This window comes from Sinobaca sp. TMA16-18, assembly GCF_059510535.1.
On the sequence record NZ_JCAKFM010000006.1, the window covers coordinates 25050 to 48627 of the forward strand.

Here is a 23578-nt window from a genome sequence, read left to right on the forward strand (position 1 = left end):
TTTTACAATGATAAAAAAATGGGTTTCCAAAATACGAGGGGAGCGGATGATAAAAACAGCACTTGCCGTTTTTTTCACTGTTCTTATCTGCCGGCTCTTTGACCTCCCGCCGGCTTTTGCTGTTATTGCGGCCATAGTCACGTTGGAACCAACCGCGGCTGACAGCGTTCAAAAAGGACTGCAGCGCTTTCCCGCTACTTTAATCGGTACCGCGCTGTCGCTTGGTTCTTTGTTTTTATTCGGCCAGACGGCTCTTGCATTTACTCTGGCTGCTGTACTGACCATTTACATATGCTATAAGCTCCGCCTCGAAGCCGGAATTCTTGTTGCTACTCTTACAGCTGTATTAATGATACCTGTCGCAGAAGCGCCATATCTCATTGAATTTATTCAACGGGCCGGCACAACGCTTATTGGAATCAGTGTTTCCACGATTGTTAATCTTATGATTCTCCCACCCCACTTTTCAAGAATGGTCGCCGAGAAAAATGAAGTGCTGTTTTCGCAGTCCGGGCGGCTTCTCCTTGAGAAAACAGCTGAAATTGTTGAAAGCAGCGAATCTAAAAATTACACCAGAAAACGTTTTTCTGATATGCAGAGGCAGCTGAGTGCTTCCATTGAACTGATTTCCCATCAGAAAAAAGAATGGAAATACCACCGTTACAGCGACCGGGACATGATGTTTTTCACGTATCAAAAAGAGCAGCTCTATGCGCTCGAACGGATTATTTACCATACGCACAGTTTATTTATGGTTAAAGACGATGAATTTACTCTATTTCCGGAAAAACAGGAAGTTGTCAACCGGGCCGTACACTCGATTGCCAACGTCCTCGAGCAGAAAAGCAGAAACATACCAGCGGCGCACTATACGATTATCGAACAGCTGGACCGGACGTTCCGCCAGGTGCAGCTCGAATGGCCGGAAACAAACGAATCCGCCTACCACCATCACTTTTCCGGGGAAGTTATTATTTTGTATGTACTGCTTTCCATCCATGATGTACTCGAAGAGCTGGAACAGATTCACAAGCAGTATGACCTGGATACGTCCACCTTCTCCTAATAGACATTACTTCGCAGCAGCCTCCTTTTCCCGAATGGACTGCTGCTTTTTACTATATACAAATAGATATCCGGGCCAGCCGCAGAAAAACAATCGAGACAAGAACGGCTTTTCCAGATAAATGAGCGGGTATTTTCTTATCCTTATCGTATCAGTATGTTCTTTTTATACCTGAGTCCCGTTCTTTTGTAAACTTTATGTGAGAAAAGTTTATCCAACAGGCCGAAAATCCTTACTTTTAATCATTGGATTATTAAAGGGATAGCGTTTATACTTAGAAAAGCTGGTTTATGTTGAGCGTGTGTCGGTCTAACGTCCTGTTTTTTTGTATAACCTTTCTAAAACGTTTTTACAGGTGCAGGACAGGGTATTCAGTATAGTAAAAACAATTTATACATAATAAGTGATCCGATCGCTCTTTATTTTCGTATACGTTATTTATACACCAGGAAAGTGCTTAAAAGGCACGTTAATTCATAAAAGGAGTCGTGACTATGTTTTTCTCACTAACTACTGCACAGCAGCACCTATCCATTACGTCTATATGGGGACCAGAACAGACGGAGGTCGACTCCCTGTGCTACAACTCTTCAGAGGCTGAAACAAATTCTGCCTTCTTTTGTATTATCGGCTCTCAGGCGGACGGACATGAGTATGCACGGGAAGCCATCAACAATGGCGCATCGATAATTGTCGGTTCAAACGGATCATTCTTGGAAAAATTAACTAATATTTATCCATCAGTTACGTTTTTGCACGTAGCTGATTCGAAAGTTGCAATGGCAGAATTTTCAATATTTTTCCATAATTTTGTTCATCATTCCTTGAAAACAATAGGCGTTACAGGTACAAATGGAAAAACGACTGTAACTGCCTATACACGTACTCTTCTTAACCGTTTAGCCGTACCTACCGGCATTATGGGAACAGCAGGTATGTGGGACCATCAGAGCAAACTCACTTTCAAGCAGAACACACCTACAACGCCGGAGTCACCTGATCTGCACGCGATATTTGAAAGAATATACCAAAATGGGGCAAAAGCGGTTTCACTTGAAGCAACGTCTATTGCTATCGAACAACAGCGTCTTCACGGTATTATGTTTGATGTCGGTATTCATACCAACCTGTCACCCGAGCATCTTGATTTTCACAACACGATGAATCAATATAAGCAGTCCAAGCTTAAATTGTTCAAACAGTCCAAACAAGCTGTAGTAAACCTTGATGACGAGGGCATGGCTGATGATATTCTTGCTGTATTTAAAGGTCCGCTGCTAACATACAGCATCGAAAAGAAAGCTGATGTCTATGCCGAGCATATTGTACCAAATGAAACCGGTACATCGTTGACAGTAGTGACCGGGAACAACCGGTATGACATTCATGTTCCTGTTTTTGGTGCTTACAATATTTCCAATCTGCTGTCCTCTGTCTGCGCCTGTATGCACTTAGGAATGGAAGAAGAGCAGATTATTGCCCAGCTTCCTTTCATTGAAGGCCCGGAAGGACGGTTCCAGATAATCGATCATTACCCGCGCTACAAAATAATTCTCGATTATGCCCACACCCCGGATGCACTTGAACTTGTTATAGAAGCCGCTAAGAAGCTTAAACACCGCAGGCTTATCCTAATGTTGACCGGCATTGGTCTAAGAGATCCTCTAAAAAGACCTAAAATGGCAAAGGCCGCGGAGGGAAAAGCAGATGCTTTTGTGGTCAGCGTTGATCACCCCGGCTTTACAGACCGGGAAAAAGTAGCTGATGATGTAGTATCCGGCTTCAGCGACCCTCATGCTGCGAATGTTTACAAAGAGCCCCTCCGCGAACATGCGATTCACCGCTCCCTTTCGCTTTCAGAAGAAGGGGATCTCGTACTGATAACCGGCTTAGGCTTCGGCGGTTATCAGCATGTCAATGGCGAGCAGGTTCCTTACGATGAACTGCAGGTTATTCAGGACTTCTTCGACAAAGAGAAAGCTCAAAACATTGTCTCAAGCTCATGAATAAATGTTCTTATTTTTTCATCTATACAAAAGGACGGTCCATAAAAACTGGACCGTCCTTTTGTACATACTAATGCAGATTTTTTTGTTATATCTTATTCAGTTGGAAAACGCAGCACAAAAATAGTTTCCCCCGGCCGGCTGCTTTTCAGCATCAAATCTCCATTTAAACTTTGGGCAATCATCAAGCTGAAAGCAAGCCCAAGGCCAAGTCCATGTGTCTCATATTTTTTATTTTCTCCACGGAAAAACCGTTCGAAAATATATTCTTTCTCTTTTTCTTCTATTCCTTTGCCGCTGTCTGTTACTTCAATATAGGCCTGCCCGTTTTCTTGTTTCACATTTACGTGAATCGTACCTTCCACTTCCGGTCCAAAGGACTGCTGCGCGTTATTCAGCAGGTTAATCATAATCTGCTGAAGCCTGGCAGAGTCAATCTGAACGTATATATTCTCCTTCGGCACATCTAATTGAAGTGTTGTCCGGCTCTCTTTGTTTGTAATATTCCATTGATGGATGACCTCCTGTACCAGAGCCCCCATCTCTCTTTCTTCCATTACCACGTTGACGCCATTGGCACTAAAAGTATTAAAAGCGAGAAGATCTGCCACCATCGTTTTCATCCGTTCTGTTTCTTTCAATGAAATATCAATGAATTCCACAGCTTCTTCATCCGTTACTACGTCATCTTTTACAGCCTGCAGAAGGCCGCTGATGGAAGTAACCGGGGTTTTCAACTCATGAGTCACCCCTGCCAGCAGTTCTGTCCGCAGCTTTTCGAGGCGCTGCAGCCTGGCAGACATTTCTTTAAAAGAATCGACCAGGTCATGGATTTCTTTTTCCCGGATATTTTCCGGCAGCGTAAAGTTGTAATTCTGTTCCTTTACGAGCTTCGCGGCACCCGAGACCCGCTTTACAGGGTAAGACAGCCTGCGTGATAGAATATATATGGTCAGCCAGCCCAATAGAGCGAGCGCTACAACCATAATAGCTACCAGGCCGTATTCCTGATTTAACTGAGCCACTTCATTTACCGGCTGAATAATAACGACCCAGCCGATATTCGTGCCATCTTGAATAATCGGTGCTTTTACTAAAAAAGAGTTTCCTATCATATCAATATTTAACCGCTGGATCGAATCCTCTTTTTCAAGAACGCTGGCGGGAAAAGCAAGCTCCGGTTCAAATCCCCGGATAGCGTTGCTGGTAATCGAATCCCCGTTGTTATCTACAATATAAATAAGCGGGTTGGTTTCAATATTAAGTACGCTCTGCCTGTCCTGAAAAAAATCAGGGACTTCCTCCCTCGGGAGTGTCCCGCTTTCGTCCCCCTCGGTCGCCACACGGTCTGCCATTTCCTGAGCTACCAGCTGCGTTACGTTAAGCCGGTGATCTACGGTCGTCTGGCGGATCCAGAATAAAGAAAGCGCTGCAATAATAAGCAGTCCGATTAGCAGGGTCAGTAAATAGAGAGTCGTCCAGTAGCGGAGAATGGACACTTTCCGGTTTTTATTCATAAACACAGAACTGATACCCCAATCCCCGCAGTGTCTTTATTTCTCCTTCTGAAGAAGGCCAGTGTTTTAAGGATTGGCGGATTCTTTTAATAGAAAGGTCGACGGCCCGGTCGCTGCCTTCATAATCCATGCCCCATACGTGGTAGATAATCTGCTCGCGTTCCATCGTTTGATTCGGATGATCGGCCAAAAATAAAAATAACGATAAATCCCGCGGGGAAAACGTTATATCCACCCCATTTAATGTAACGCGGTGTGCTTTCGTATAGACCGTCAGGCTCCCGAAATGCTGAACGTCTTCTTCAGACAACGTGGTGCCTGAGCGCCTGAGAACGGCTTTCACACGGGCTACTACTTCTTTTCCGTCAAACGGCTTTGGTATGTAATCATCCGCCCCTTCATCGAGTCCCTTCAAGCGGTAATCCATATCTCCCAGTGCCGTCAGCATAATCACAGGACAGGCGCTTTTTTCTCTTATATGTTTAAGAATCTCCCAGCCGTCACGACCCGGAAGCATCACATCAACCAGAGCCAGATCCGGTCGTTTATGATCAAAAGCTTTTACGGCCTCATCCCCATGATAAACCTGTTCGGTTTCGAACCCGGCTTTTTGCAGGTAGGCTTTTAATACTTGGCTGATCGAAGCTTCGTCTTCTACTATAAGTATTTTTTCCATATAGGTCCCCTCACTTTTTTCCAGTATACCAACTTTTTTATACACGTAAAAAATAAACGGGGTAAAATCAAAATTTTCTTTAAATGAACGCAGATATAAAGAGAGAGCCTCCGATGGCGTTCGGAGACTCTCTCTTATATATTATTTAAAAGGGGGTATGAATATAATATAAAGGCTTAATGTGTCCGGTGTATGTCGAATAAAAAAAGATTTATATTTTTAGCTGCCCAGAAATAAAATACCGTACAAAATAGAAAGAATGATAACGAAAGCGGGATGCACTTTCCACTTCTCCATCAGCAGGTAGCTGCCTATAATTAAAAGAATAGTCTGCACCGTACCGGCTCCGTCCAGCGCACTTTCCAGAAACTGAAATGTCAAAATACCGAGCAGCACAGCGATAATCGGCCGTACATAGGTTGTCAGCCTTTTCACTTTCGGTGACTGCCGGTACGCGTACAGCAGCCCCATTAGAAGCAGCATTAAAATAAGTGAAGGTGCAATCGTTGCAAATAGAGCTACAGCGGCCCCGAACACGCCTCCTGCTTCATAACCGATATAAGCCGCCATTTTTGTGGCAATAGGTCCCGGCAGCGCATTTCCGATGGCAAGCACTTCACTGAATTCTCCTACGCTCATCCATCCATACCGCTCTACAACTTCATATTGAATCAGCGGAATCGAAGCCGGCCCGCCGCCATATCCAAGAATACCCGGCAGAAAAAAAGCTACAAAGATTTCCCAGTAAATGATCACGCGGTCCCCTCCTTCTTTTTATCCTTTTGAAACAAGGCTGCAGCAATCAAAAGAATGATAACGATTGCAGGATGAACATTAAGGACACTAATAATAAGCAGGCCGAATAGAATAAAAAACAACACCCGCACCCAGCCCAGGTCTTTCGTGGATTTTTGAATAAAGCTCCACGTAAGCACGCCCATCATGACGGTAACGACCGGAAGTACCCCATTTGTAATGCCGTTCACCCAGGCAGCATCCTGAAAGTTGGCCAATACAGCAAACAGGGCAATCATCAACACAGCAGTCGGTCCTACAATAGCGATAACCCCATTCACGGCGCCAAGTGCTCCGCCCTTTTTATAGCCGATGTAACCGGCAAGCTTTGTCACGATCGGTCCCGGCAGCGTATTGCCAAGCGCAAGCACATCCCCGAATTCTTCATCGGTCATCCATTTATAATGCTCGACTACCTCTTTATGTACTAAAGGAATAGAGGCCGGGCCGCCGCCGTACCCAAGCATCCCTACACGAAAAAAAGCTAAAAATATCCGCCACTGCATATAACTACCTCCCTTACTTTTGTTTTCATTATCTTAACACAGAATAACTAACGGCTGTATTCTATCCAATCATAACTTCTTTTTGTTTGATTTTTATATTATTTATTTACTTTATGTTAAAATGAACAATAATAGTATGCAAAAAGAAGGAGTGTTCTCATGCTCGACAAATTAGATCAGGGAATCATTGATTGTTTAGTCGAAGACGGCCGCATGTCCTATGTGGAAATTGGCAGACGTTTAAATATTTCGCGTGTGTCCGTAAGAGACCGGGTCCAGCAGCTAAAAGAAAAAGGCATTATCGAACGGTTCAGCGTAGTAGTCAATTCGGAAAAAATCGGAAAAACGGTCTCAGCTTTTTTTGAAGTGGACTGTGAACCCGCATCGCTCGTGGAAGTAGCAGAAACGCTCGTAGACAACCCAAATGTTGCCAGCTGTTACCAAATGACCGGGCCAAGCACCCTGCACATGCATGTACTCGTCGACGATTTTAAACGGCTCGAATTATTTATAAACGAAGAGCTCTATGCACTCGAAGGCATCACCCGCGTGGAAAGCCATATCCTTTTAAGACGATTCAAAAGCAGAGCCGGCCTGAAGCTTTAAAAGCGATATGCTTGTAAGTTATGGCATATTTGTGAATTGTCGTTTAAACCTCTCCATTTAAGTGAAAACATAAACATAGGAATACTTATAAAGGGGAGAAAAACATGTGGAGAAAAAACATGCTGTTTCTTTTTGCAGCAGCGTTCATTTTTATTCTTGCTGCCTGCGGAAACAGCGGAGCAGAAGATGAACAGGATGAAATTGCATCAGAAGGCGGACAGTATACGGCATCAGTTAACGTAATGACCAGTGACGAAGCGGATGCCGGTACGGCAGAAATTGTACAGTCGGAAGATGGAAATGTAACCGTTCAGCTGGACCTTTCCGGTCTTCCAGCTGATAGTACGCACGGTATTCATATCCATGAAACCGGCGAATGTACAGCACCGGATTTTGAATCAGCGGGTGATCATTTCAATCCAACTGATGCCGAGCACGGCACGGAATCAGAAGGCGGCCCTCACGCAGGAGACCTTCCAAACATCGAAACCGATGAGAATGGCGAAGTAACGACGGAGCTTGATGCCTCTAATGATATTATTGTAGATCGTCAAGAAGATAATTCCTTATTTGACGATGGCAATACAGCCCTTGTGATCCATGAAAATGAAGACGACTATGAAACACAGCCTGCTGGTGATGCAGGAGACCGCATTGCCTGCGGCGTTATTGAATAATAAAGCAAAAGACTGCCTTTGAGGGCGGTCTTTTGAGCTTCTCGAGAAAGTTATTCCATTTTGTATATCTATACATTATGTCAGTATCTTTTTAGTAGGGATTAAATGATACGTATAAGAAAGTAGTTCGGCGACGACTCAGACAGACCAGCCATCGGTGAAGATAAAGAGATCGTTCTTTCCTCTTTAGCTGAGGCATGGCCTGTCGAAAGCGTCCGCCGATATCATTTTTTTGAATAATATAAGCACTTACTCTCTTTTCAACAGCCTGTAAAGACCGCCTTTGAGGGCGGTCTTTTTTAGTACCCGGCTAAATCATCAAAAGTTGCCATGTCTCTTATCATTGCTGCCGAAGCTTCCAGCACAGCGTGGGCAAGCAGCGCTCCTGTTCCTTCCCCCAGCCTCATTCCAAGGTCCAAAATCGGCTCCAGCCCCAGCTTTTCAATAGCAAAATCATGGCCTTTTTCCGCAGAACGGTGTCCTGAAAATAAATAAGGTTTGATGTCCGGACATAATTTCACAGCGGCCAGTGCAGCCGTCGTGTTAATGAATCCATCCACAATGACCGGAACCCTCCTTTGCGCTGCTTCCAGCATAGCCCCTGTCATTCCTGCTATTTCATAGCCGCCTACCTCAGCCAGAACGCTCCATATGTCAGCCGGGTCCGGTTTTCTTTCAGCCAGTGACTCACGGATAATCGTTTCCTTTTGTGCAATGCCTTTGTCATCCAACCCTGTTCCTGCACCGGTGACTTCTGACGGATCAACCTGATACAAAGCGGCCAGCACCGCGCTGCTTGACGTGGTATTTCCTATTCCCATTTCTCCGGTAATGAAGCATTCCAGGTCATTCGCTTCTATAAAAACAGCGGCTTCCTCTCTGCCAATCTGGACTGCAGCTTCTGCCTGCTGTTTTGTCATTGCAGATTCTTTCCTGAAATTTTTCGTGCCATTCCCTGCTTTGCGGCTGATGCCGATGAAATGAGGATCGAGTTCCGCCGCCATGCCAATATCAACCAGCTGAAACGCAGCGTTTTTATCCCTGGCAAAGGCGTTAACGGCCGCTCCTTCGTGCTGAAAGTTCTTAGCCATCTGGCCGGTAATGCTCTGCGGAAAAGCAGACACCCCTTCTTCGGTGATGCCGTGATCAGCTGCAAACACGAGTACGCCTGCTTTTTTTACGGACGCCCCGTGTGTTCCTGTAATACCGGCAAGCTGAACGGCTATATCTTCCAGCTTTCCCAAGCTTCCCGGCGGCTTCGTTAACGTTTGTATATAGGTGTATGCTTTTTCTGCGGCTTCTTTGTTAAAAGGTGGAATGGTAAATGTCTGCATTTCAGGCATGCTCCTCATTTTTTATGTATACATGTTCTATTCTTATTGTAGCAATCCTTTTCTTATTAGATGAGCTTCTTTTTTCATAGTTAAAAATCATTACAAATGCTTATACCCACTTAATAAAACTTGTGATATTATCAGTGTATCACTTACTTTCACTTATCCAGGAGGCAGCCATGTATCAAGAAGAAAGACTGATTGCGATTATAGATTACCTTGAAGAGCATGAGCGTGTGTCGGCAGCAGTTATCTGCGATTTATTCGACGTATCTAAAGATACCGCCCGACGTGACCTTGTCCGCTTAGAAGAAGAAAAACGCATTATCCGTACACGGGGAGGCGCTATTCTCCCGAGCAGGCATAACCAGGTAGGCGACTACCAGCAGCGCCTGCAGACAGTGTCTACTGAAAAAAAGAACATTGGACGCATCGCTGCTTCTCTTGTATACGATGAAGACAAGGTGATTCTGGACGCTTCCACTACGGTGCAGGCATGCGCAGAGTATATAAGCGATCAGTCCTGCACGGTTATTACAAATTCCACCCACCAGGCAGCTATCCTTTCGTTAAAACCGAATGTCCGCATTCAGATTTTGGGAGGAGAGCTGCACAAGGAGCAGCAGTTTCTGCATGGCGAATCTGTCACGGATAAGTTAAGTGAGTATTTCACCGATACGGCATTTCTTGGAGTTGTCGGCATTTCTGAAAACGGCCTGACTATTGCACATGAAGAGGACGGCATGGTGAAGCGCAAAATGATCAAACAGGCGAAGCGCCGGATTGCGCTTGCCGACCATTCAAAAATAGGGGTAACGTCTTATTACAAATTTGCCGATCTCTCTGAAATGGACGTATTGATTACCGACAGGCCCCCTTCTCCGGCTTTTCAAAAGCTTCTCAGCCAAAACCGGGTGGAACTGCTTGTCAGTGAAGAAAGGAAAGACAACCAATGAAAAAATTAGTTGCTGTTGATTTAGATGGAACGCTTTTAAACAGTGCCAGCAGGATCAGTTCGGAAAACCTGGACGCCATCCGCAAAGCCCAGCAGAACAATATAGAAGTAGTTATTGCAACCGGCCGGGCCCATTTTGACGTAAAGTACTTGTTTGAAGGCACAGGCATTAACACATGGATTATTGCAGCCAACGGCGCCACCCTTCACACTCCTGATTATACTGAGCATATAAAAATCCCGCTCGATAAGCAGGAAGCGCTCTCTGCGCTCGACTGGCTGGAAAAAAATCGTTTCTACTATGAAGTATTCAGCAATAATGCTATTTACACGGCGCAGGACAGCCGCGATATTTTAACAATTGAAATGGACCGCATTGCCAGTGCCAACCCCGGAATACAGAAGGATGCCCTTCTAAAGTCGGCACGCAAACAGTACAGTCAGTTTGGTTTTTCCTTCATTGACAGCCACAGGGAGCTCGCTGACGAATCCATTGACCTGTTCAATATTCTTGCCTTTTCTTTTGAGCCGCAGAAACTTGAACTAGGCTGGAAAGAGTTTGAAGACCGGAAGGAACTCACTCTGGTAAGTTCCTCCAAACATAATTTTGAATTGGAACATCATACTGCCTCTAAAGGAAAAATGCTGAAGCGCCTTGCGCTGGAGCTCGGAGTGCCTATGGAGCAGACCACCGCTATCGGAGACAGTCTGAATGATGTATCGATGCTCACTGCAGCCGGGCGGGGCTTTGCGATGGCCAACGCACTTGAAGAAGTAAAGCATATCAGCACAGAAGTGACGCGAAGCAACGACGAACACGGCGTGGCCCGCGTGCTTCATCAACTTATCGATTAACAGCAAAACCCGGCGCATTGGGTGCGCCGGGTTTATTTTATACTGTTTTGGGCTCGCCTGGATTCCCACTTCCTGCTTTTTTGACGGTCACGGCAATTGCCCCGATCCAGAAAGCCAGAATGGCCAGATGAATCACCACACTCCATTCTTCCGACACATGAACGGTCGTTAACAGCGTACGGGCATTTGTCAAAATAATGAACCCTCCTACAAGTACTCCCAGCAGATGAGCCGGTACAATTCGCACCAGGTAGGCGGCAATCGGAGCGGCAATGACGCCTCCGATAACAAAAGCACCGATCAGCGCCCAGTTCAGCTGGGACCAGCCTAGAAAGATAAGAAAACCAAGAGAGGCAGAAACAGCGATGAAAAATTCGCTCGTATCGACCGTACCAATTATTTTTCGCGGGGTAAGCCCGCGCTGGGATAATAGAACCGGCGTATTAATAGGCCCCCACCCCCCGCCTCCAACAGCATCGAAGAAACCGGCGACCGCTCCAAGAGGCAGCAGAAATACCGTTTTGTTCCGGCCCGGCTTTACCGTTACCGCTTTATTCATTTTAAAAAGAAACCGGTACATAATATAAACACCAAGCGACAATAAGAAAATAGAAATAAAAGGCTTTATAACGTCCCCTGGAATGCTGCTGAGAAGAGCGGCACCGGCAAAAGCTCCTCCCACTCCCGGCAGAATAAGCTTGAACAGCATTTCCTTATCCACATTCTTAAAATACAAATGCGATGCTCCTGAGGCCGCAGTCGTTGCTATTTCCGAAAGATGAACAGTAGCTGATACAATGGCAGGTGCCATACCGAACGTAAGCAGAAGCGTAGTGGACGTTGCGCCGTACGACATACCGAGCGCCCCATCTATAAGCTGGGCCAGAAAACCTACAATGGAAAAGATAATTAATTTACGCAACGTCCTGCACTCCTATTCTATTTTTGGATTAATCCCTATTATTCTTATAGGGTTTATATGATTTTATATGGATTACTAAAAGATATCTATAGGTCTTTTTTCGCATTATCTATTAAATAAGCAATTAAAAATAATTTTTGTATGAAACCAGATAATGCGGGTATATTATTAGTAACCAGTATTACGACAGCTTTTCCTCAGCCTATCATTTACTTCATTAGCAGGAATAAGGAGGGAAGTGTTTATGAATTATGGAATTCTAATATTCACCTTTTTCATCATTGTCATTACAGCCGTACTGGGAAATTTATTGATTGGCAAACAGGAATTCTCATGGTTTGAGCAGTTAAAAAGACCAAAATTTTTTAATGCCTCCCTAAAGCTTTTCATGATTGTCGGAATACTGTATTACATGGTAATGGGGATCATTTTGTATAGAGCCCTCGATGCGTCAAATACGTTTATTGTTTTGTTTTCCATCATTATTTTGGTCTTAAATGAAGTATGGAACATTGCTTTTTTCAAACCTAAAAGCACATTTAACGGGTTTGCGGGTATCGTTATTTACCTTGTGCCCTGCATTATTTTGTTAATTGCCCTCCTGCGTGTTGACAACCTTTCTGCCTTTTTATTTTTTCTTTATGTGCTATGGGTTTTGTATGATTTGTACTGGACCTACGGTTTATGGAAGCTTAATCCAGGCAGGTAAATAGAGCATGGATCCGTATGTTTATGCTAAAGGATTATCCAGGCGGAGTCACCGCGTATTAATTTTCCACTCTTCTGTTTCGATTCATTAAAAAAGCAATGAGTGTAGAAACACAGCTTTAAACAATTTCCGGACACGTAAAAAAGCCGCTTCTCTTTTTAGAGAAACGGCTTTTGCTTGTTGTTTGATTAGTTAATGTCGTTTTTGTACTGCATGTAGACAACATGCGTTTCCAAGTGTTCTTCCAATCCGTGCTTTCCGTCAGCTCCACCCAGTCCGGACTGTTTCCGGCCGGCGTGGAAACCTTGAATTGCTTCGAAGTTTTCACGGTTTACAAATGTTTCACCGAACTTCAATTCATTGGCTGCTCTCATAATTTCATGAATATTTTCACTGAAAATAGAAGACGACAGGCCGAATACGGTATCGTTGGCCATCTTGATTGCATCATCAAAATTCTTATACGTCATAATTGGAAGAACAGGTCCGAAGATTTCTTCCTGGATAATTTCCATATCCTGCTTTACAGCGGTTAAAACAGTTGGCTGATAGTAAAAGCCTTTATCGGAATCTGTACGGCTGCCGCCGGTTTCTACTTTCGCTCCGGCTTTCACCGCATTTTCCACCATTTCGCTTACTGAATCAACCTGATCCTGATTCACAAGCGGACCTACATCGATATTCTTTTCTTTCATGGAATTACCGACTTTGGCATTTTTCATTTTTTCCGTAATTTTACGGGTGAATTCTTCTGCCACATCTTCATGCACATATACGCGCTCTGCGTTGGTACACGCTTGTCCGTTATTTATTGTACGGGACGCGTACACGTTTTCCACTGCCAGATCCACATCGGCATGCTTGGATACGATAGCCGGGGCCTTACCGCCGAGCTCAAGGTTTACTTTCGTAATGCCCTTTGCCGCTGCTTCCATTACAGCAGATCCTGCCGTAAAGCTTCCTGTCATGGAAATCATGCCTATTCTTGGATGAGAGGCAAGCGTATTTCCTACTGTAGACCCTTTGCCGTGCACAATATTAAATACACCTTTAGGCAGATCCAGTTCGTGGATAAGCTTAGCAAATTCACCGGCTGTGTTTGGTGTCGCCTGGCCCGGCTTAATAACAATCGTACACCCTGTTAATAAAGCAGGTGCTACTTTACGCGCCAGAATAAACACAGGGAAATTCCACGGGATAATGCCGCCGACTACACCGATCGGTTTTTTAAATACCATGATATTTTCATTTGGGCGGTCACTCTCAAGAATTTCGCCTTCGTATTTACGGGCCCAGCCCGCCATATAACGGAAGTACTCAATAGCCACGGTTAATTCTGCTTCTGACGTGTCCATTGTTTTTCCGTTTTCTTCTGTCAGGGTTTTAATAAAGTGGTCTTTCTGGGACTCGAGCTTATCCGCAATTTTTAACAAGTACTGGGCTCTTTCCGCTACCGGAGTCGCGGCCCAGCTGTCAAATGCTTCATCTGCGGCTGCTACTGCTTTTTCGGTTTCTTCTTTTGTGCCGGATGGGATGGTGGAAATAACTTCTTCTGTTGCTGGATTTATTACATCTATAGTGTCGCTGTGTTCAGATGGAACCCATTCTCCATTGATATAATGCTGGTATGTTACGTCCATACTAATAAATACCTCCCAGTATTGTTTTTGTTCGTCAGCTGCTTACTTCTTATAAGAGTGCTCTAGTATATATACCACGTGCCCCGAAATTAAAACGTTTCTGACCGAAACCGTCCAGCCTGTCTGTAGAAGAAGTAGAAACAAACGACAGACAGCAGGGCCATAGCAATAAGAAAAGCGTAGCTGTTGCTGTAGGCGGCACCCTCCCCGCTCCATACCGGTAAGAGAGGATTCTCATCCATGCGGCTCCAGCCGAGCAGCTTGCCGGAAACAGCTACACCGAAAGCACCACCAATAAACTGAGTTAATTGAAGCAGCCCAAAACCCGACGAAAATGCGGCCGGGTTCAATTTCCCGGATAAATAATTCGGCACCCCCATCGTAATGCAGGAAAATCCGAGACTGGAAATCAAAAAGAAGAATCCCATCAGCCAAGGGGCATGACCGCCAAAGCCGGCATACAAAACAGAAGCGACCGTCACACATACAGTCCCGGCACCAATAATGAAAAGAATGCCTGTTTTTTCGGCCATTCTGCCGATCAGAATCATCAGCACGGCGGATCCTGCAGCGCCGGGAAAAATAATCCACCCTATCGCTGCTGTATTTAAGCTGTAAATATCAGCAAGCAGTAAAGGAGTGATAAATAAAATAGCAAAATGAATAAAAAAGACAGAAAAACCAATAGCAAGACTCAACATGTAAATACTCTGTTTAAGCAGAGCCGGCGCGATAAAAGGATCGTTCACCCTATTAATATGAATTAAAAAAAGAACGAACGCCGCCGCGCCTCCCAGGAAAAACAGGCTTCCTGTCGAGACAAACAGAAGCGCACTGACTGCTGCTGTGCTTAACAGCAGAAAGCCGGGAATATCAAACAATGATCCACCCGGTACTTCAGCAGGTACGTTTTTCCGGTAAATAGGGATCATTAATGCCCCCAGCACGCTTATCATAAATAAAAAACTCCAGCCAAAGTACTCTGTCAGCAGCCCCCCGACAAGCGGACCCAGCCCGAAACCGAGTGTAGAGGCCGAGGCATAGATAGACATTGCTTTTGCTTTCTCATGCACGGGAAAATAGCGTGTGATCATCTGCATGCCCAAAGCCGAGACGGAGGAGGTGCCTGCCGCCTGAATGACCCGGGCAAGAATCAGCATCGGGTATGTTTGTGCAACCATGCCAAGAATGGAGCCCGCTCCTAAAAGCAGCAGTCCGACCGTCAGTAAAAAAGGAATCGCGGCATTCGTACCAAGTCTGCCGTAAATCACCACCCCAATGGCAAAAAAGACAGAGTAGCTGGTTACAATCCATGAAGCTGCTGCCGTATTAATTTGAAAGTCTTCCGTAATAACCGGAACAGCTACCGTAAACATGGAAGTGTTCATCACCATAATGAGGACGTTTAAAAACAGGGCAAATAGAACTAATTTTCTTTTATAAACTATTGAATCGGGCTTCATTTCATCCATACAAGAACCCTCTTTTCATTCAAATAAGCCAGCTAATTGGATTTAAAACCCTGATACATAAAGTAGTTAAACAAATCGAATCACAAAACAGTGTATCAGAAGAACATGATTAATAGGCAGCAAAACCATTTATTACTATAAAAAATACCGTTTTTTGTTCAAAATATTTGTTCTTTATAGTGGGTACTTTCTACTTATTGGGTGAATATTATACGTATTATCCCCTTTTTTCACTTATTTCAGTAAAAACAATCGCGACTATTAGCACATTTTTCCATATAAATACCATGATAAGATATATTTATTAAATCAGGCATAACACACAGACATATACTATTAAGGGGGTAATAAACAATTGTTAAATCAACAATCATTGTATGAAGAACTACTTCGCTCTTCGGAAAATCCGACTACGAGCTATATTGAACTATCGAATGCTATTTTGGGTCAGGATCACATCGATCCGGAACAGCGTCTAGTTATCATTAAGCGTATTTTAGCTGCTTACGAAGCACTTCAGCCGGACAACAGCATTTTTCCAGAGTTAAAGTCTTCATAATTTAACAGTTGTTTATTAACACACAAAAAGCCATTCCCTAACTAAAGGGAATGGCTTTTTCTCTGTTTATTTGAGTGCTTTTACCAATTCTTCCCCCATCAGTTCAGATGAAAAGGGATCACGGCTTGTTACAATCTGCTCGTCCGCCCAGACAGCGTGGGCTTTCTTTTCAAGGCTGCCTTTGTCATAGTTTGCTGTTTTCGTCAGCTCCTGCTCCAAACTGAACGGCAGGATGTCGAGCAGGCCTTCCGGTTCAATTTCATCAGGATAGCCCGTGACGGTTTTGCCATCTATCAAGCTGGTGCCATCCGCTTTCTTCGCCCAAATGAGCGGAGCGGGGCCGTGGCACTCTGCTGCAATAATGCCTTTATTGCTGTGAATGCTCGTAATAACATCATGCAGAGATTCGTCCTTGGCCAGATCATACATGGCTCCGTGACCGCCTACAATAAGAACAGCATCATAGGAAGAGGGATCAACATCGGATAGCTTCATCGTGTCGTCCGCCCGTCCGGATTCATACATTTTTTTATATTTTCCTTCCGGATCATAATCTTCCAATAAGCTTACTTTATCCAATACCGGCTTCCCGCCTAACGGGGAGGCAATCTCGACGGTATGCCCTGCTTTTTCCAAAAGCTCAAGCGGGGCAAATAGTTCTTCTGCCCACCAGCCTGTTTCGTAATTATTTGCTTCATCTTTGTGTCCACTTGATAATACTGCAAGTACTCGTGCCATAATAAACCCTCCATTATAAATCATACGTTACGTATTAAATCTAATTACCCTGTTTGCCATAATAAAAAACATTCTACTTTGCAATGGACTGAAGCAGTTCATATAGATTGGCCTTTTCCTCAAAGCCAATACCGGGAGTATCAGGAAGCGCCACGTATCCATTTTCTACAGGCAGGTTGTCTGCAAATCCTCCTGGTTTGAAAAAAAGAAGACACCCCAGGGCGTCTTCTTTTTTAGTTTAGATTATTGAAATTCTGACGGAATCGTTGATAAATCAATGCCCCACATTAGTGGAAGCAGGAACATAACGGCCAGCGTAATAATGATAACGGCAACGATGTTGATCCAGAAACCGTTTTTCACCATCTCGAGAATCGTTAGCTTTCCGGTACCGAATATAATCGCGTTCGGCGGGGTTCCTACAGGAAGCATAAAGGCGCAGTTTGCAGCAAGCGCACATGGAACCATCAATGCATATGGGTGAACACCCAATGCTACTGAAAGTGCGGCTACTACTGGAAGAATCATTGTTGCTGTTGCTGTATTGGAAGTGATTTCTGTTAAGAAAAGCACCAACGTAGCAGAAACAAAGATGATTAACAGCAGGTTAGCTCCTTCAAGAACAGTGAGCTGCTCCCCGATCCATTCGGAAAGGCCGGTGCCGCTGAAACCGGCTGCCAGCGCAAGACCACCACCGAACAGAAGCAGGATGCCCCATGGAATTTCTTTGGAGTCTTTCCATTCCAGAATTCTGCTTTCGTTTTTCTTTGACGCCGGAATCGTGAACAGCAGTATAGTCGCTATCATAGCTACCATGCCGTCTGTCAGCTCCGGAAGAAGACCGTCCCACAAAAAGGAGCGTGTAATCCACATAAAGGCGGCGAAGATAAATACGGAGAGCACAGCTTTCTCTTCATACGCTGTCTGTCCGAGCTTTTTAATTTCAGAGTGAACGAGTTCACGTCCGCCTGGAAGCTGCTTCAGCTGAATTTTATAAACCACTTTGGTTAAGTATACCCATGTTCCAAACATCATAATAACAGCGAGTGGTGCAGCAAATGCCATAAAGCCTGCAAATGAAATCTGCACCCCGTATAACTCATTAACGGTACCCGCAAGAATGCTGTTCGGCGGCGTACCAATCAACGTACCAAGTCCACCGATCGTACCGGCATAACCGATACCAAATATAATGGCTTTCTCAAACTTCTTTAAGTCACTATCATGGCCTTCTTCATGCTTTAATGCTTCTGTTACCTGATACACGATGGCAAGACCGATCGGCACCATCATCATAACAGCAGCCGTATTGGATACCCACATGGATAAGAACCCTGTAGCAAGCATAAACCCGAGAATAATACGGTTTGTGCTGACACCGATTAAGTTGATAATGAAAAGTGCAATACGTTTATGAAGGTTCCATTTTTCCATTGCTGTAGCAATAAAGAAACCGCCGAGAAAAAGGAATATAATATCATTACCATAAGCGGAAACGACTGTCTCATTGTCCATTGCCCCAATAATCGGAAGTAGAATAATAGGCAGTAACGATGTTGCCGGAATTGGAATCGCTTCTGTAATCCACCATGTTGCCACCCACAGCGTTACCGCTAAAACTGCGCGGCCTTCATAAGCCAGATCGGCAGGGTTAAAGAAAAACATAGCCATTAAAAATAATAAAGGACCAAGCATAAGGCCGACGAGCTGTGCTCTAGTGTAGGCAGATTTCGGGTTATTCCCGTCCGGCCCCCCTGTACCTGCCGGCGCTGACGATCCATCTTTTCTGTCTGTAGAACCTGCTATTTCTCCTGCTTTATCAACCTGGGAGAACTTCAAAAGCCGCTTCGTCTGGTGATGCGATTTCCAAAGACTTCTCCACACGGATTGTACTGATTCAATCATGGTACCCACCCTCTCTCTGCAAAATGTAAACGTTTTCTTTAAATCTACCGGATAGCATCCTCTTTGTATACCTTATGTAACTAAACGAACCCTTATGTAACTAAAGTAAGCAAGAAAAGCGAGTCCTTTCGATCACCTGCGCCGGATTTTGGAAAGGACTTGCAGAAAAGTCTACTTTTCAAGTAGTCCTTGAAAAATCCTCAGCAGGTAAAGGACGCAGCTGGACAAAGAAAAGTGGAAGAAGGCGTCCTGTTTCCCGGATTCTGGACGGGCTGCAAAGAATGCCTGCATTCTGCTGTCTGACCGGAAGAACTTCCGCTTTTCTTCAACAGTGCGCAAATATTCTTACTTTTCCTTCGAGTCGTTAAAAAAGGATTCTTTATCCGGATTTGCCTTATACCGGCGGAGTGGACGTCCCGTCCCCTCATAGCTTGCATCAGTAAGCAGCACCTCCATGCTTTCTAAATACTGCAGATATTTCCGGAGAGACACTCTGGAAATACCGGTATCCTCTGCAAGTTCCGCAGTGGAAAACCAGTCTCCGCTTTTATTCTCTATCTGTTTTATAATTCGCTGAAAAGTAACTTTTGTCAAGCCCTTTGGAAGCATCTGGGAGTCCTTATTTTTATTTTTCTGATTAATAATGAAATGATCCAGTGCTTCCTGTTCCAGGGAAGCCGCCTCTTTCATCCAGGCCGTTTTTTCTTTGTAGCGGACGAGAGCTGTTTTGAAACGGTCAAAGTCGAATGGCTTTATTAAGTAATCCGACGCTCCGTAACGGAGAGCCCGCTGAATAGAGGACCGGTCGTTGGCGGAACTAACCACAATCACGTCGACGGGCACCTCTTTTTTTCTCAGACTGACAAGCATGTCGATACCATTCCCCCCCGGCATGTATACATCCAAAAGCAGCAGGTCAATGGCATGCTCCTCCAGGGCTTTCCAGCCCTGCTCGATGCCGGAAGCCTCGGCAGCCACTTGAAAACCCGGTATTTTTTCTGTGTAGATTCTATTAAACTTTGCTACCATCGGGTCATCTTCAATAATCAGGACCTGAATCATACAGCTGCCTCCTTAAATGGTATTGTCACATGAAATACAGATCCCTGACCCGGCTCAGAAGTAACATCCAATGTGCCCCCTACAGTATCCAGCGCATTTTTTAACAAATACAACCCGTACCCTCTATCGGTTCCCTTCGTAGAAAAGCCCCTTACAAATAAATCATCAAGCTCTTCTTCTTCAATTCCCGGACCATTGTCTTCTATAGAAAAATGGAGCACGTCTTTCTGGTAGTCTATTTCTATAACGATCTCTCCTTCTTCTACTCCTTTTACTGCTTCATACGCATTGTCCGTGAGATTTCCGATAACGGTAATAACCGTATCAAGATATTCCGGTTCTTCGAGCAGCGGCCATGGCTGATCTCCTTCCATCGAAACGATCACGCCGGTTTCCTGAAAGTAGTTCAGCTTGTTCATCAAATATCCGGCAATCACGGGATCGCTGATATACCTGGTAACCCAGCCTACTTCTGTCTGATACGTATGGGAAATCTGTTCAATATACCCTTTTAATTCTTCATACGATTCTGTAAAAATCATAGCAGACATCACATGGAGCTTATTCATAAATTCGTGTGTCTGAGCCCGGAGTGTTTCCGCGTAAGCTTTTGCGCCGCTTAGCTGCTTAATGACAGCGGTAAGTTCTGACTTATCCCGAAACGTTGCCAGAGCACCTGCCAGCCGGCCCTCTGCATAAACAGGAACCCGGTTAACGACAATGTCCATGCCGTTTAAATCCTGTGCTTCATCAAATTCTGAATGCCCGTGTTCCAGCACTTCATGTAATCTCGATTTTGGAAGAAATTCTTTGACCTGACGTCCGACCGGCTCCCCGTAGATGCCTGCTTTTTTAAACATGGTCGCTGCTGCCCGGTTGGCTAAGATAATAGTGGCGTCCTGGTCAATCGCAATAATGCCTTCCCTTACAGATGCAAGCATCGACTCACGCTCTTCCACCAACTGGGAAATTTCCGCAGGCTCCATGCCGTGCATGGTCTTTTTTATTCTCCGGGCCAGCCATACTGCTCCGGCTATGCCTATTAAGAGGCCTGCTCCGCTTCCAATATAAATGTCACGCTGGCTTGAAAGAACTTCGCTGTTAATATTATCCATTAAAATCCCTACGCTTACGACTCCAACCTGAGTACTTCCATCCCAGACGGGAACGAAAGCACGCATCGATTCTCCAAGCGTTCCCTCGGCAATTGAGGTGTAGGTTTCCCCGTTAAAGGAAGCATCTTCATCATTGCCCACAAACCGCTCTCCAATACGGCTTTCATTTGGATGCGTCAGACGGATATGCTCCATATCCATTACTACTATGTACTCTACTCCAGCCGCTTCCTGTACATCCACTGTATACTGCTGCAAGTCAGCATGTTCTTCCTGTCCGGAAACAAGCGCTTCGACTGTAAGAGGCGACCGCGATACAGAAATGGCCAGGTTCGTAGCCTGCGCTGCCTGGTCTTCTCTCGTAGTAGAGGCAGCTTCTACTGCCACCAGGACACTTGTCACACTTAAAGATAATATTAAAACCGCCAGTACAAGAAACGTAATCCAGGTGGTTAACGGAAGGGGTCTTCTTTCATTTGGTTTACGCAGCATATCTATCGCACCTCTGCTAATATAATGCTTCTATTGTACCACGGGGGATTTTTCCTTTGAGAAAAATAACTCATGTTTTGAACTCCTCTTTCTAAGCGTATAAAAAAAACACCGGGTCATAAGAGACCCGGCGCTGTATCTGAATATTATGCTGCTTCTGCCTGGCTTTGGCGGCGTACTTTCTTCACATTAAAGCGTAGAAGTATCGCACATACTAAGGCGACAATAAGCATGATGTTGACAATATAAAAGGAGATAGCGTAACTATCGGTTGCTTCCACTACTGTAGATACAATGGTTGGTCCGGCAATACCGGCCATCGCCCATGCAGTAAGCAGGTAACCATGAATGGCTCCAAGCTGCTTTGTACCGAATAAGTCTCCGATATATGCCGGCAGACAGGCAAACCCGCCCCCATAACAAGAAATGATAATACAAAGCAGGATAGCGAATAAAACGACATTCGTCACGAGAGGCAGCACGAAAAATGCGGCTACTTGTATCGCAAAGAATATAGTAAATACGTTCGTTCGTCCCAGATAGTCCGATGCAGAAGCCCAGACGATCCGGCCCAGGCCATTAAAGAGACCCATAATACCTACTATTGTCGCTGCCGTGGCGGCTGTCGATCCGGTTATTTCCTGCGTCATGCTCGATGCAACAGCTAAAAGCATGATACCAGCTGATATATTAATAAACATAATCAGCCACAAGAGGTAAAACCGGAGCGTCTTAATCGCTTCATTTGCTTTAAGCTGCGATAAATCTCCCGCAGGTTCGGCCTTTTTCTTTTCTTTCTTTTCTTCTTCTGTATCGTCTTTGCTGTCTTCTTTCTGCTGTTTCTCTTTTTCAATCATTGCTGCCGGCTTCCAGCCTTCCGGCGGTCTTTTCAGATAGCTGGCACCGGCTACCATCATAATGATGTAGGCAATACCAAGGATATAAAAGGTGCCCGGAATGCTGACGGCTCCCATTAAAAACTCGGCTATCGGGCTTGTAATAAGCGAACCGGCACCAAAACCAAGGACGGCCATACCGGTTGCAAGCCCTCTTCTATCCGGAAACCATTTTACTAATGTTGAAACAGGAGTTATGTATCCAATACCTAATCCGATTCCACCAATCACGCCATAAAAAGCAATAAACATAGGAAGACTTTCAAGCTGAATACTCCAGCCGGCTCCCAGGGTTCCAATTCCAAATAAAGTTGCTGCCACAAAACCTGATATTCTCGGGCCATATTTTTCTACGAAAAATCCTAAAAATGCAGCGGACATCCCTAAAAAGAAAATAGCTACTGTAAATGCCAGGCTCACATCGGATATCGCCCAGCCCACAGTGTCATTCAGTGGATTCTGATAGACGCTGTATGCATACACCGATCCGATAGACAGGTGGATAGCTACTGCTGATAAAGCAATCAGCCATCGATTCTTGTTTGTTTCCATCTTTCATCCCCCTTAATAGATAACTAGTTTTTCTTTCCCTAAATCCTGCTTACTGAAACGTTTCTGTCACATTTGACGTAACTATTTAACAAAAGAGACGTTTAGTTTAAAGAAACTCTTAATAACAGAGGAAGCAAGTGTCTGCAGTGTTCTCATTATACAAAAAATAGTACACTGCATGTAAGAGAAAAAAGAGGCGGTGAGTATATTGGATTTATCTAACACGATGAAATGGCTGACAGGAGCGTTTGAGCTTCTGCTGGGAATCCCCTTACTTGGAGCTTCGATCGTTCTGGGATTCGGATACAGCCCATTGGGCATTATGCTGATTCTTCACATTATTACCCTGCTGCTGGCCAGAAGAGAAATGACCAGTACGACGGGCAGCATATTTGGTATTGTCACTTCTATCATTGCCGTTATTCCTTTTGTCGGCATGGTAATGCATATTATCACCGGCTGTATTCTGTTGATCGATGCTGCCAGATCAAGATAAGAAGCACCAGGAAAGATATCCATCAAA

Annotated in this window: 22 protein-coding genes; 9 read left to right on the forward strand and 13 right to left on the reverse strand. The window is 44.7% G+C overall.

The window, feature by feature from the left end; all coding sequences use genetic code 11:
- Positions 1–7 precede the first annotated feature (7 nt).
- Positions 8–1066, forward strand: a complete 1059-nt coding sequence (locus tag AC5W14_RS11780) for an FUSC family protein (RefSeq protein ID WP_496057549.1) — start codon at positions 8–10, stop codon at positions 1064–1066.
- Between the two features lie 494 nt (positions 1067–1560).
- Positions 1561–3072: a UDP-N-acetylmuramoyl-L-alanyl-D-glutamate--2,6-diaminopimelate ligase gene (locus tag AC5W14_RS11785; RefSeq protein WP_496194500.1), complete on the forward strand. Its 1512-nt coding sequence runs from the start codon at positions 1561–1563 to the stop codon at positions 3070–3072.
- 95 nt (positions 3073–3167) lie between these two features.
- On the opposite strand, the gene AC5W14_RS11790 is transcribed toward AC5W14_RS11785, so the two are convergent.
- From AC5W14_RS11790 to AC5W14_RS11805, 4 genes are all read right to left on the reverse strand, one after another.
- Positions 3168–4589: a HAMP domain-containing sensor histidine kinase gene (locus tag AC5W14_RS11790; RefSeq protein WP_496194501.1), complete on the reverse strand. Its 1422-nt coding sequence runs from the start codon at positions 4587–4589 to the stop codon at positions 3168–3170.
- Entirely contained in the window at positions 4582–5265 is a 684-nt protein-coding gene (locus tag AC5W14_RS11795) for a response regulator transcription factor (RefSeq protein WP_496057552.1), read from the reverse strand. Before AC5W14_RS11795 ends, AC5W14_RS11790 begins: the two co-directional genes overlap by 8 nt.
- A gap of 219 nt (positions 5266–5484) precedes the next feature.
- Complete coding sequence (locus AC5W14_RS11800) at positions 5485–6018, reverse strand: chromate transporter (protein ID WP_496058208.1); 534 nt, start codon at positions 6016–6018, stop codon at positions 5485–5487.
- Positions 6018–6566 (reverse strand): chromate transporter, encoded by a 549-nt coding sequence (locus tag AC5W14_RS11805; RefSeq protein ID WP_496057553.1) that lies wholly within the window; start codon positions 6564–6566, stop codon positions 6018–6020. Before AC5W14_RS11805 ends, AC5W14_RS11800 begins: the two co-directional genes overlap by 1 nt.
- Positions 6567–6725: 159 nt before the next feature.
- Here AC5W14_RS11805 and AC5W14_RS11810 point away from each other — a divergent pair, with 159 nt between their 5' ends.
- Both AC5W14_RS11810 and AC5W14_RS11815 read left to right on the forward strand, forming a co-directional pair.
- Positions 6726–7172, forward strand: coding sequence for an Lrp/AsnC family transcriptional regulator (locus AC5W14_RS11810; protein WP_496194502.1), 447 nt, complete (start codon positions 6726–6728; stop codon positions 7170–7172).
- A 104-nt stretch (positions 7173–7276) separates the two neighbouring features.
- Entirely contained in the window at positions 7277–7849 is a 573-nt protein-coding gene (locus tag AC5W14_RS11815) for a superoxide dismutase family protein (RefSeq protein ID WP_496194503.1), read from the forward strand.
- Positions 7850–8148: 299 nt separating this feature from the next.
- Here the strand turns inward: AC5W14_RS11815 and cobT are convergent, their stop codons facing one another.
- On the reverse strand, positions 8149–9183 hold the full coding sequence (gene cobT, locus AC5W14_RS11820) for a nicotinate-nucleotide--dimethylbenzimidazole phosphoribosyltransferase (RefSeq protein ID WP_496057556.1): 1035 nt from the start codon (positions 9181–9183) through the stop codon (positions 8149–8151).
- A 179-nt stretch (positions 9184–9362) separates the two neighbouring features.
- Here cobT and AC5W14_RS11825 point away from each other — a divergent pair, with 179 nt between their 5' ends.
- Complete coding sequence (locus tag AC5W14_RS11825; RefSeq protein WP_496194504.1) at positions 9363–10139, forward strand: DeoR/GlpR family DNA-binding transcription regulator; 777 nt, start codon at positions 9363–9365, stop codon at positions 10137–10139.
- On the forward strand, positions 10136–10993 hold the full coding sequence (locus tag AC5W14_RS11830) for a Cof-type HAD-IIB family hydrolase (protein ID WP_496194505.1): 858 nt from the start codon (positions 10136–10138) through the stop codon (positions 10991–10993). Before AC5W14_RS11825 ends, AC5W14_RS11830 begins: the two co-directional genes overlap by 4 nt.
- A gap of 37 nt (positions 10994–11030) precedes the next feature.
- Here AC5W14_RS11830 and AC5W14_RS11835 read toward each other — a convergent pair whose 3' ends face one another.
- The gene (locus AC5W14_RS11835) at positions 11031–11915 is read right to left on the reverse strand and encodes a sulfite exporter TauE/SafE family protein (protein WP_496057559.1); all 885 of its coding nucleotides are present in this window, start codon (positions 11913–11915) and stop codon (positions 11031–11033) included.
- A 244-nt stretch (positions 11916–12159) separates the two neighbouring features.
- Between AC5W14_RS11835 and AC5W14_RS11840 the strand changes: the two genes are divergently transcribed.
- On the forward strand, positions 12160–12624 hold the full coding sequence (locus tag AC5W14_RS11840) for a tryptophan-rich sensory protein (protein WP_496194506.1): 465 nt from the start codon (positions 12160–12162) through the stop codon (positions 12622–12624).
- Between the two features lie 188 nt (positions 12625–12812).
- Here the strand turns inward: AC5W14_RS11840 and aldA are convergent, their stop codons facing one another.
- Positions 12813–14264 (reverse strand): aldehyde dehydrogenase, encoded by a 1452-nt coding sequence (gene aldA, locus AC5W14_RS11845; RefSeq protein ID WP_496057561.1) that lies wholly within the window; start codon positions 14262–14264, stop codon positions 12813–12815.
- A gap of 89 nt (positions 14265–14353) precedes the next feature.
- Positions 14354–15736, reverse strand: a complete 1383-nt coding sequence (locus tag AC5W14_RS11850) for an MFS transporter (RefSeq protein WP_496194507.1) — start codon at positions 15734–15736, stop codon at positions 14354–14356.
- Positions 15737–16091: 355 nt separating this feature from the next.
- On the opposite strand from AC5W14_RS11850, the gene AC5W14_RS11855 reads away from it, so the two are divergent.
- Complete coding sequence (locus AC5W14_RS11855; protein ID WP_496057563.1) at positions 16092–16295, forward strand: hypothetical protein; 204 nt, start codon at positions 16092–16094, stop codon at positions 16293–16295.
- Between the two features lie 66 nt (positions 16296–16361).
- On the opposite strand, the gene AC5W14_RS11860 is transcribed toward AC5W14_RS11855, so the two are convergent.
- From AC5W14_RS11860 to AC5W14_RS11880, 5 genes are all read right to left on the reverse strand, one after another.
- Positions 16362–17033 (reverse strand): type 1 glutamine amidotransferase domain-containing protein, encoded by a 672-nt coding sequence (locus AC5W14_RS11860; RefSeq protein ID WP_496194508.1) that lies wholly within the window; start codon positions 17031–17033, stop codon positions 16362–16364.
- Between the two features lie 243 nt (positions 17034–17276).
- Positions 17277–18938, reverse strand: a complete 1662-nt coding sequence (locus tag AC5W14_RS11865) for an SLC13 family permease (protein ID WP_496057565.1) — start codon at positions 18936–18938, stop codon at positions 17277–17279.
- 345 nt (positions 18939–19283) lie between these two features.
- Positions 19284–20000 (reverse strand): response regulator, encoded by a 717-nt coding sequence (locus AC5W14_RS11870; protein WP_496194509.1) that lies wholly within the window; start codon positions 19998–20000, stop codon positions 19284–19286.
- Entirely contained in the window at positions 19997–21607 is a 1611-nt protein-coding gene (gene dcuS / locus AC5W14_RS11875; protein WP_496057567.1) for a DcuS/MalK family sensor histidine kinase, read from the reverse strand. The genes AC5W14_RS11870 and dcuS overlap by 4 nt, the downstream gene beginning before the upstream one ends.
- Positions 21608–21753: 146 nt before the next feature.
- On the reverse strand, positions 21754–23055 hold the full coding sequence (locus AC5W14_RS11880) for an L-lactate MFS transporter (RefSeq protein WP_496057568.1): 1302 nt from the start codon (positions 23053–23055) through the stop codon (positions 21754–21756).
- Positions 23056–23281: 226 nt separating this feature from the next.
- On the opposite strand from AC5W14_RS11880, the gene AC5W14_RS11885 reads away from it, so the two are divergent.
- Entirely contained in the window at positions 23282–23551 is a 270-nt protein-coding gene (locus AC5W14_RS11885) for a hypothetical protein (protein ID WP_496194510.1), read from the forward strand.
- Positions 23552–23578 lie beyond the last annotated feature (27 nt).

Excerpts from the sequence above, each read along its gene's own strand:
- AC5W14_RS11780 (WP_496057549.1), top strand. The coding sequence starts at position 8 with ATGATAAAAAAATGGGTTTCCAAAATACGAGGGGAGCGGATGATAAAA.
- AC5W14_RS11785 (WP_496194500.1), top strand. The coding sequence starts at position 1,561 with ATGTTTTTCTCACTAACTACTGCACAGCAGCACCTATCCATTACGTCT.
- AC5W14_RS11790 (WP_496194501.1), bottom strand. The coding sequence starts at position 4,589 with ATGAATAAAAACCGGAAAGTGTCCATTCTCCGCTACTGGACGACTCTC.
- AC5W14_RS11795 (WP_496057552.1), bottom strand. The coding sequence starts at position 5,265 with ATGGAAAAAATACTTATAGTAGAAGACGAAGCTTCGATCAGCCAAGTA.
- AC5W14_RS11805 (WP_496057553.1), bottom strand. The coding sequence starts at position 6,566 with ATGCAGTGGCGGATATTTTTAGCTTTTTTTCGTGTAGGGATGCTTGGG.
- AC5W14_RS11810 (WP_496194502.1), top strand. The coding sequence starts at position 6,726 with ATGCTCGACAAATTAGATCAGGGAATCATTGATTGTTTAGTCGAAGAC.
- AC5W14_RS11815 (WP_496194503.1), top strand. The coding sequence starts at position 7,277 with ATGTGGAGAAAAAACATGCTGTTTCTTTTTGCAGCAGCGTTCATTTTT.
- cobT (WP_496057556.1), bottom strand. The coding sequence starts at position 9,183 with ATGCAGACATTTACCATTCCACCTTTTAACAAAGAAGCCGCAGAAAAA.
- AC5W14_RS11825 (WP_496194504.1), top strand. The coding sequence starts at position 9,363 with ATGTATCAAGAAGAAAGACTGATTGCGATTATAGATTACCTTGAAGAG.
- AC5W14_RS11830 (WP_496194505.1), top strand. The coding sequence starts at position 10,136 with ATGAAAAAATTAGTTGCTGTTGATTTAGATGGAACGCTTTTAAACAGT.
- AC5W14_RS11840 (WP_496194506.1), top strand. The coding sequence starts at position 12,160 with ATGAATTATGGAATTCTAATATTCACCTTTTTCATCATTGTCATTACA.
- aldA (WP_496057561.1), bottom strand. The coding sequence starts at position 14,264 with ATGGACGTAACATACCAGCATTATATCAATGGAGAATGGGTTCCATCT.
- AC5W14_RS11850 (WP_496194507.1), bottom strand. The coding sequence starts at position 15,736 with ATGGATGAAATGAAGCCCGATTCAATAGTTTATAAAAGAAAATTAGTT.
- AC5W14_RS11860 (WP_496194508.1), bottom strand. The coding sequence starts at position 17,033 with ATGGCACGAGTACTTGCAGTATTATCAAGTGGACACAAAGATGAAGCA.
- AC5W14_RS11865 (WP_496057565.1), bottom strand. The coding sequence starts at position 18,938 with ATGATTGAATCAGTACAATCCGTGTGGAGAAGTCTTTGGAAATCGCAT.
- AC5W14_RS11870 (WP_496194509.1), bottom strand. The coding sequence starts at position 20,000 with ATGATTCAGGTCCTGATTATTGAAGATGACCCGATGGTAGCAAAGTTT.
- dcuS (WP_496057567.1), bottom strand. The coding sequence starts at position 21,607 with ATGCTGCGTAAACCAAATGAAAGAAGACCCCTTCCGTTAACCACCTGG.
- AC5W14_RS11880 (WP_496057568.1), bottom strand. The coding sequence starts at position 23,055 with ATGGAAACAAACAAGAATCGATGGCTGATTGCTTTATCAGCAGTAGCT.
- AC5W14_RS11885 (WP_496194510.1), top strand. The coding sequence starts at position 23,282 with ATGAAATGGCTGACAGGAGCGTTTGAGCTTCTGCTGGGAATCCCCTTA.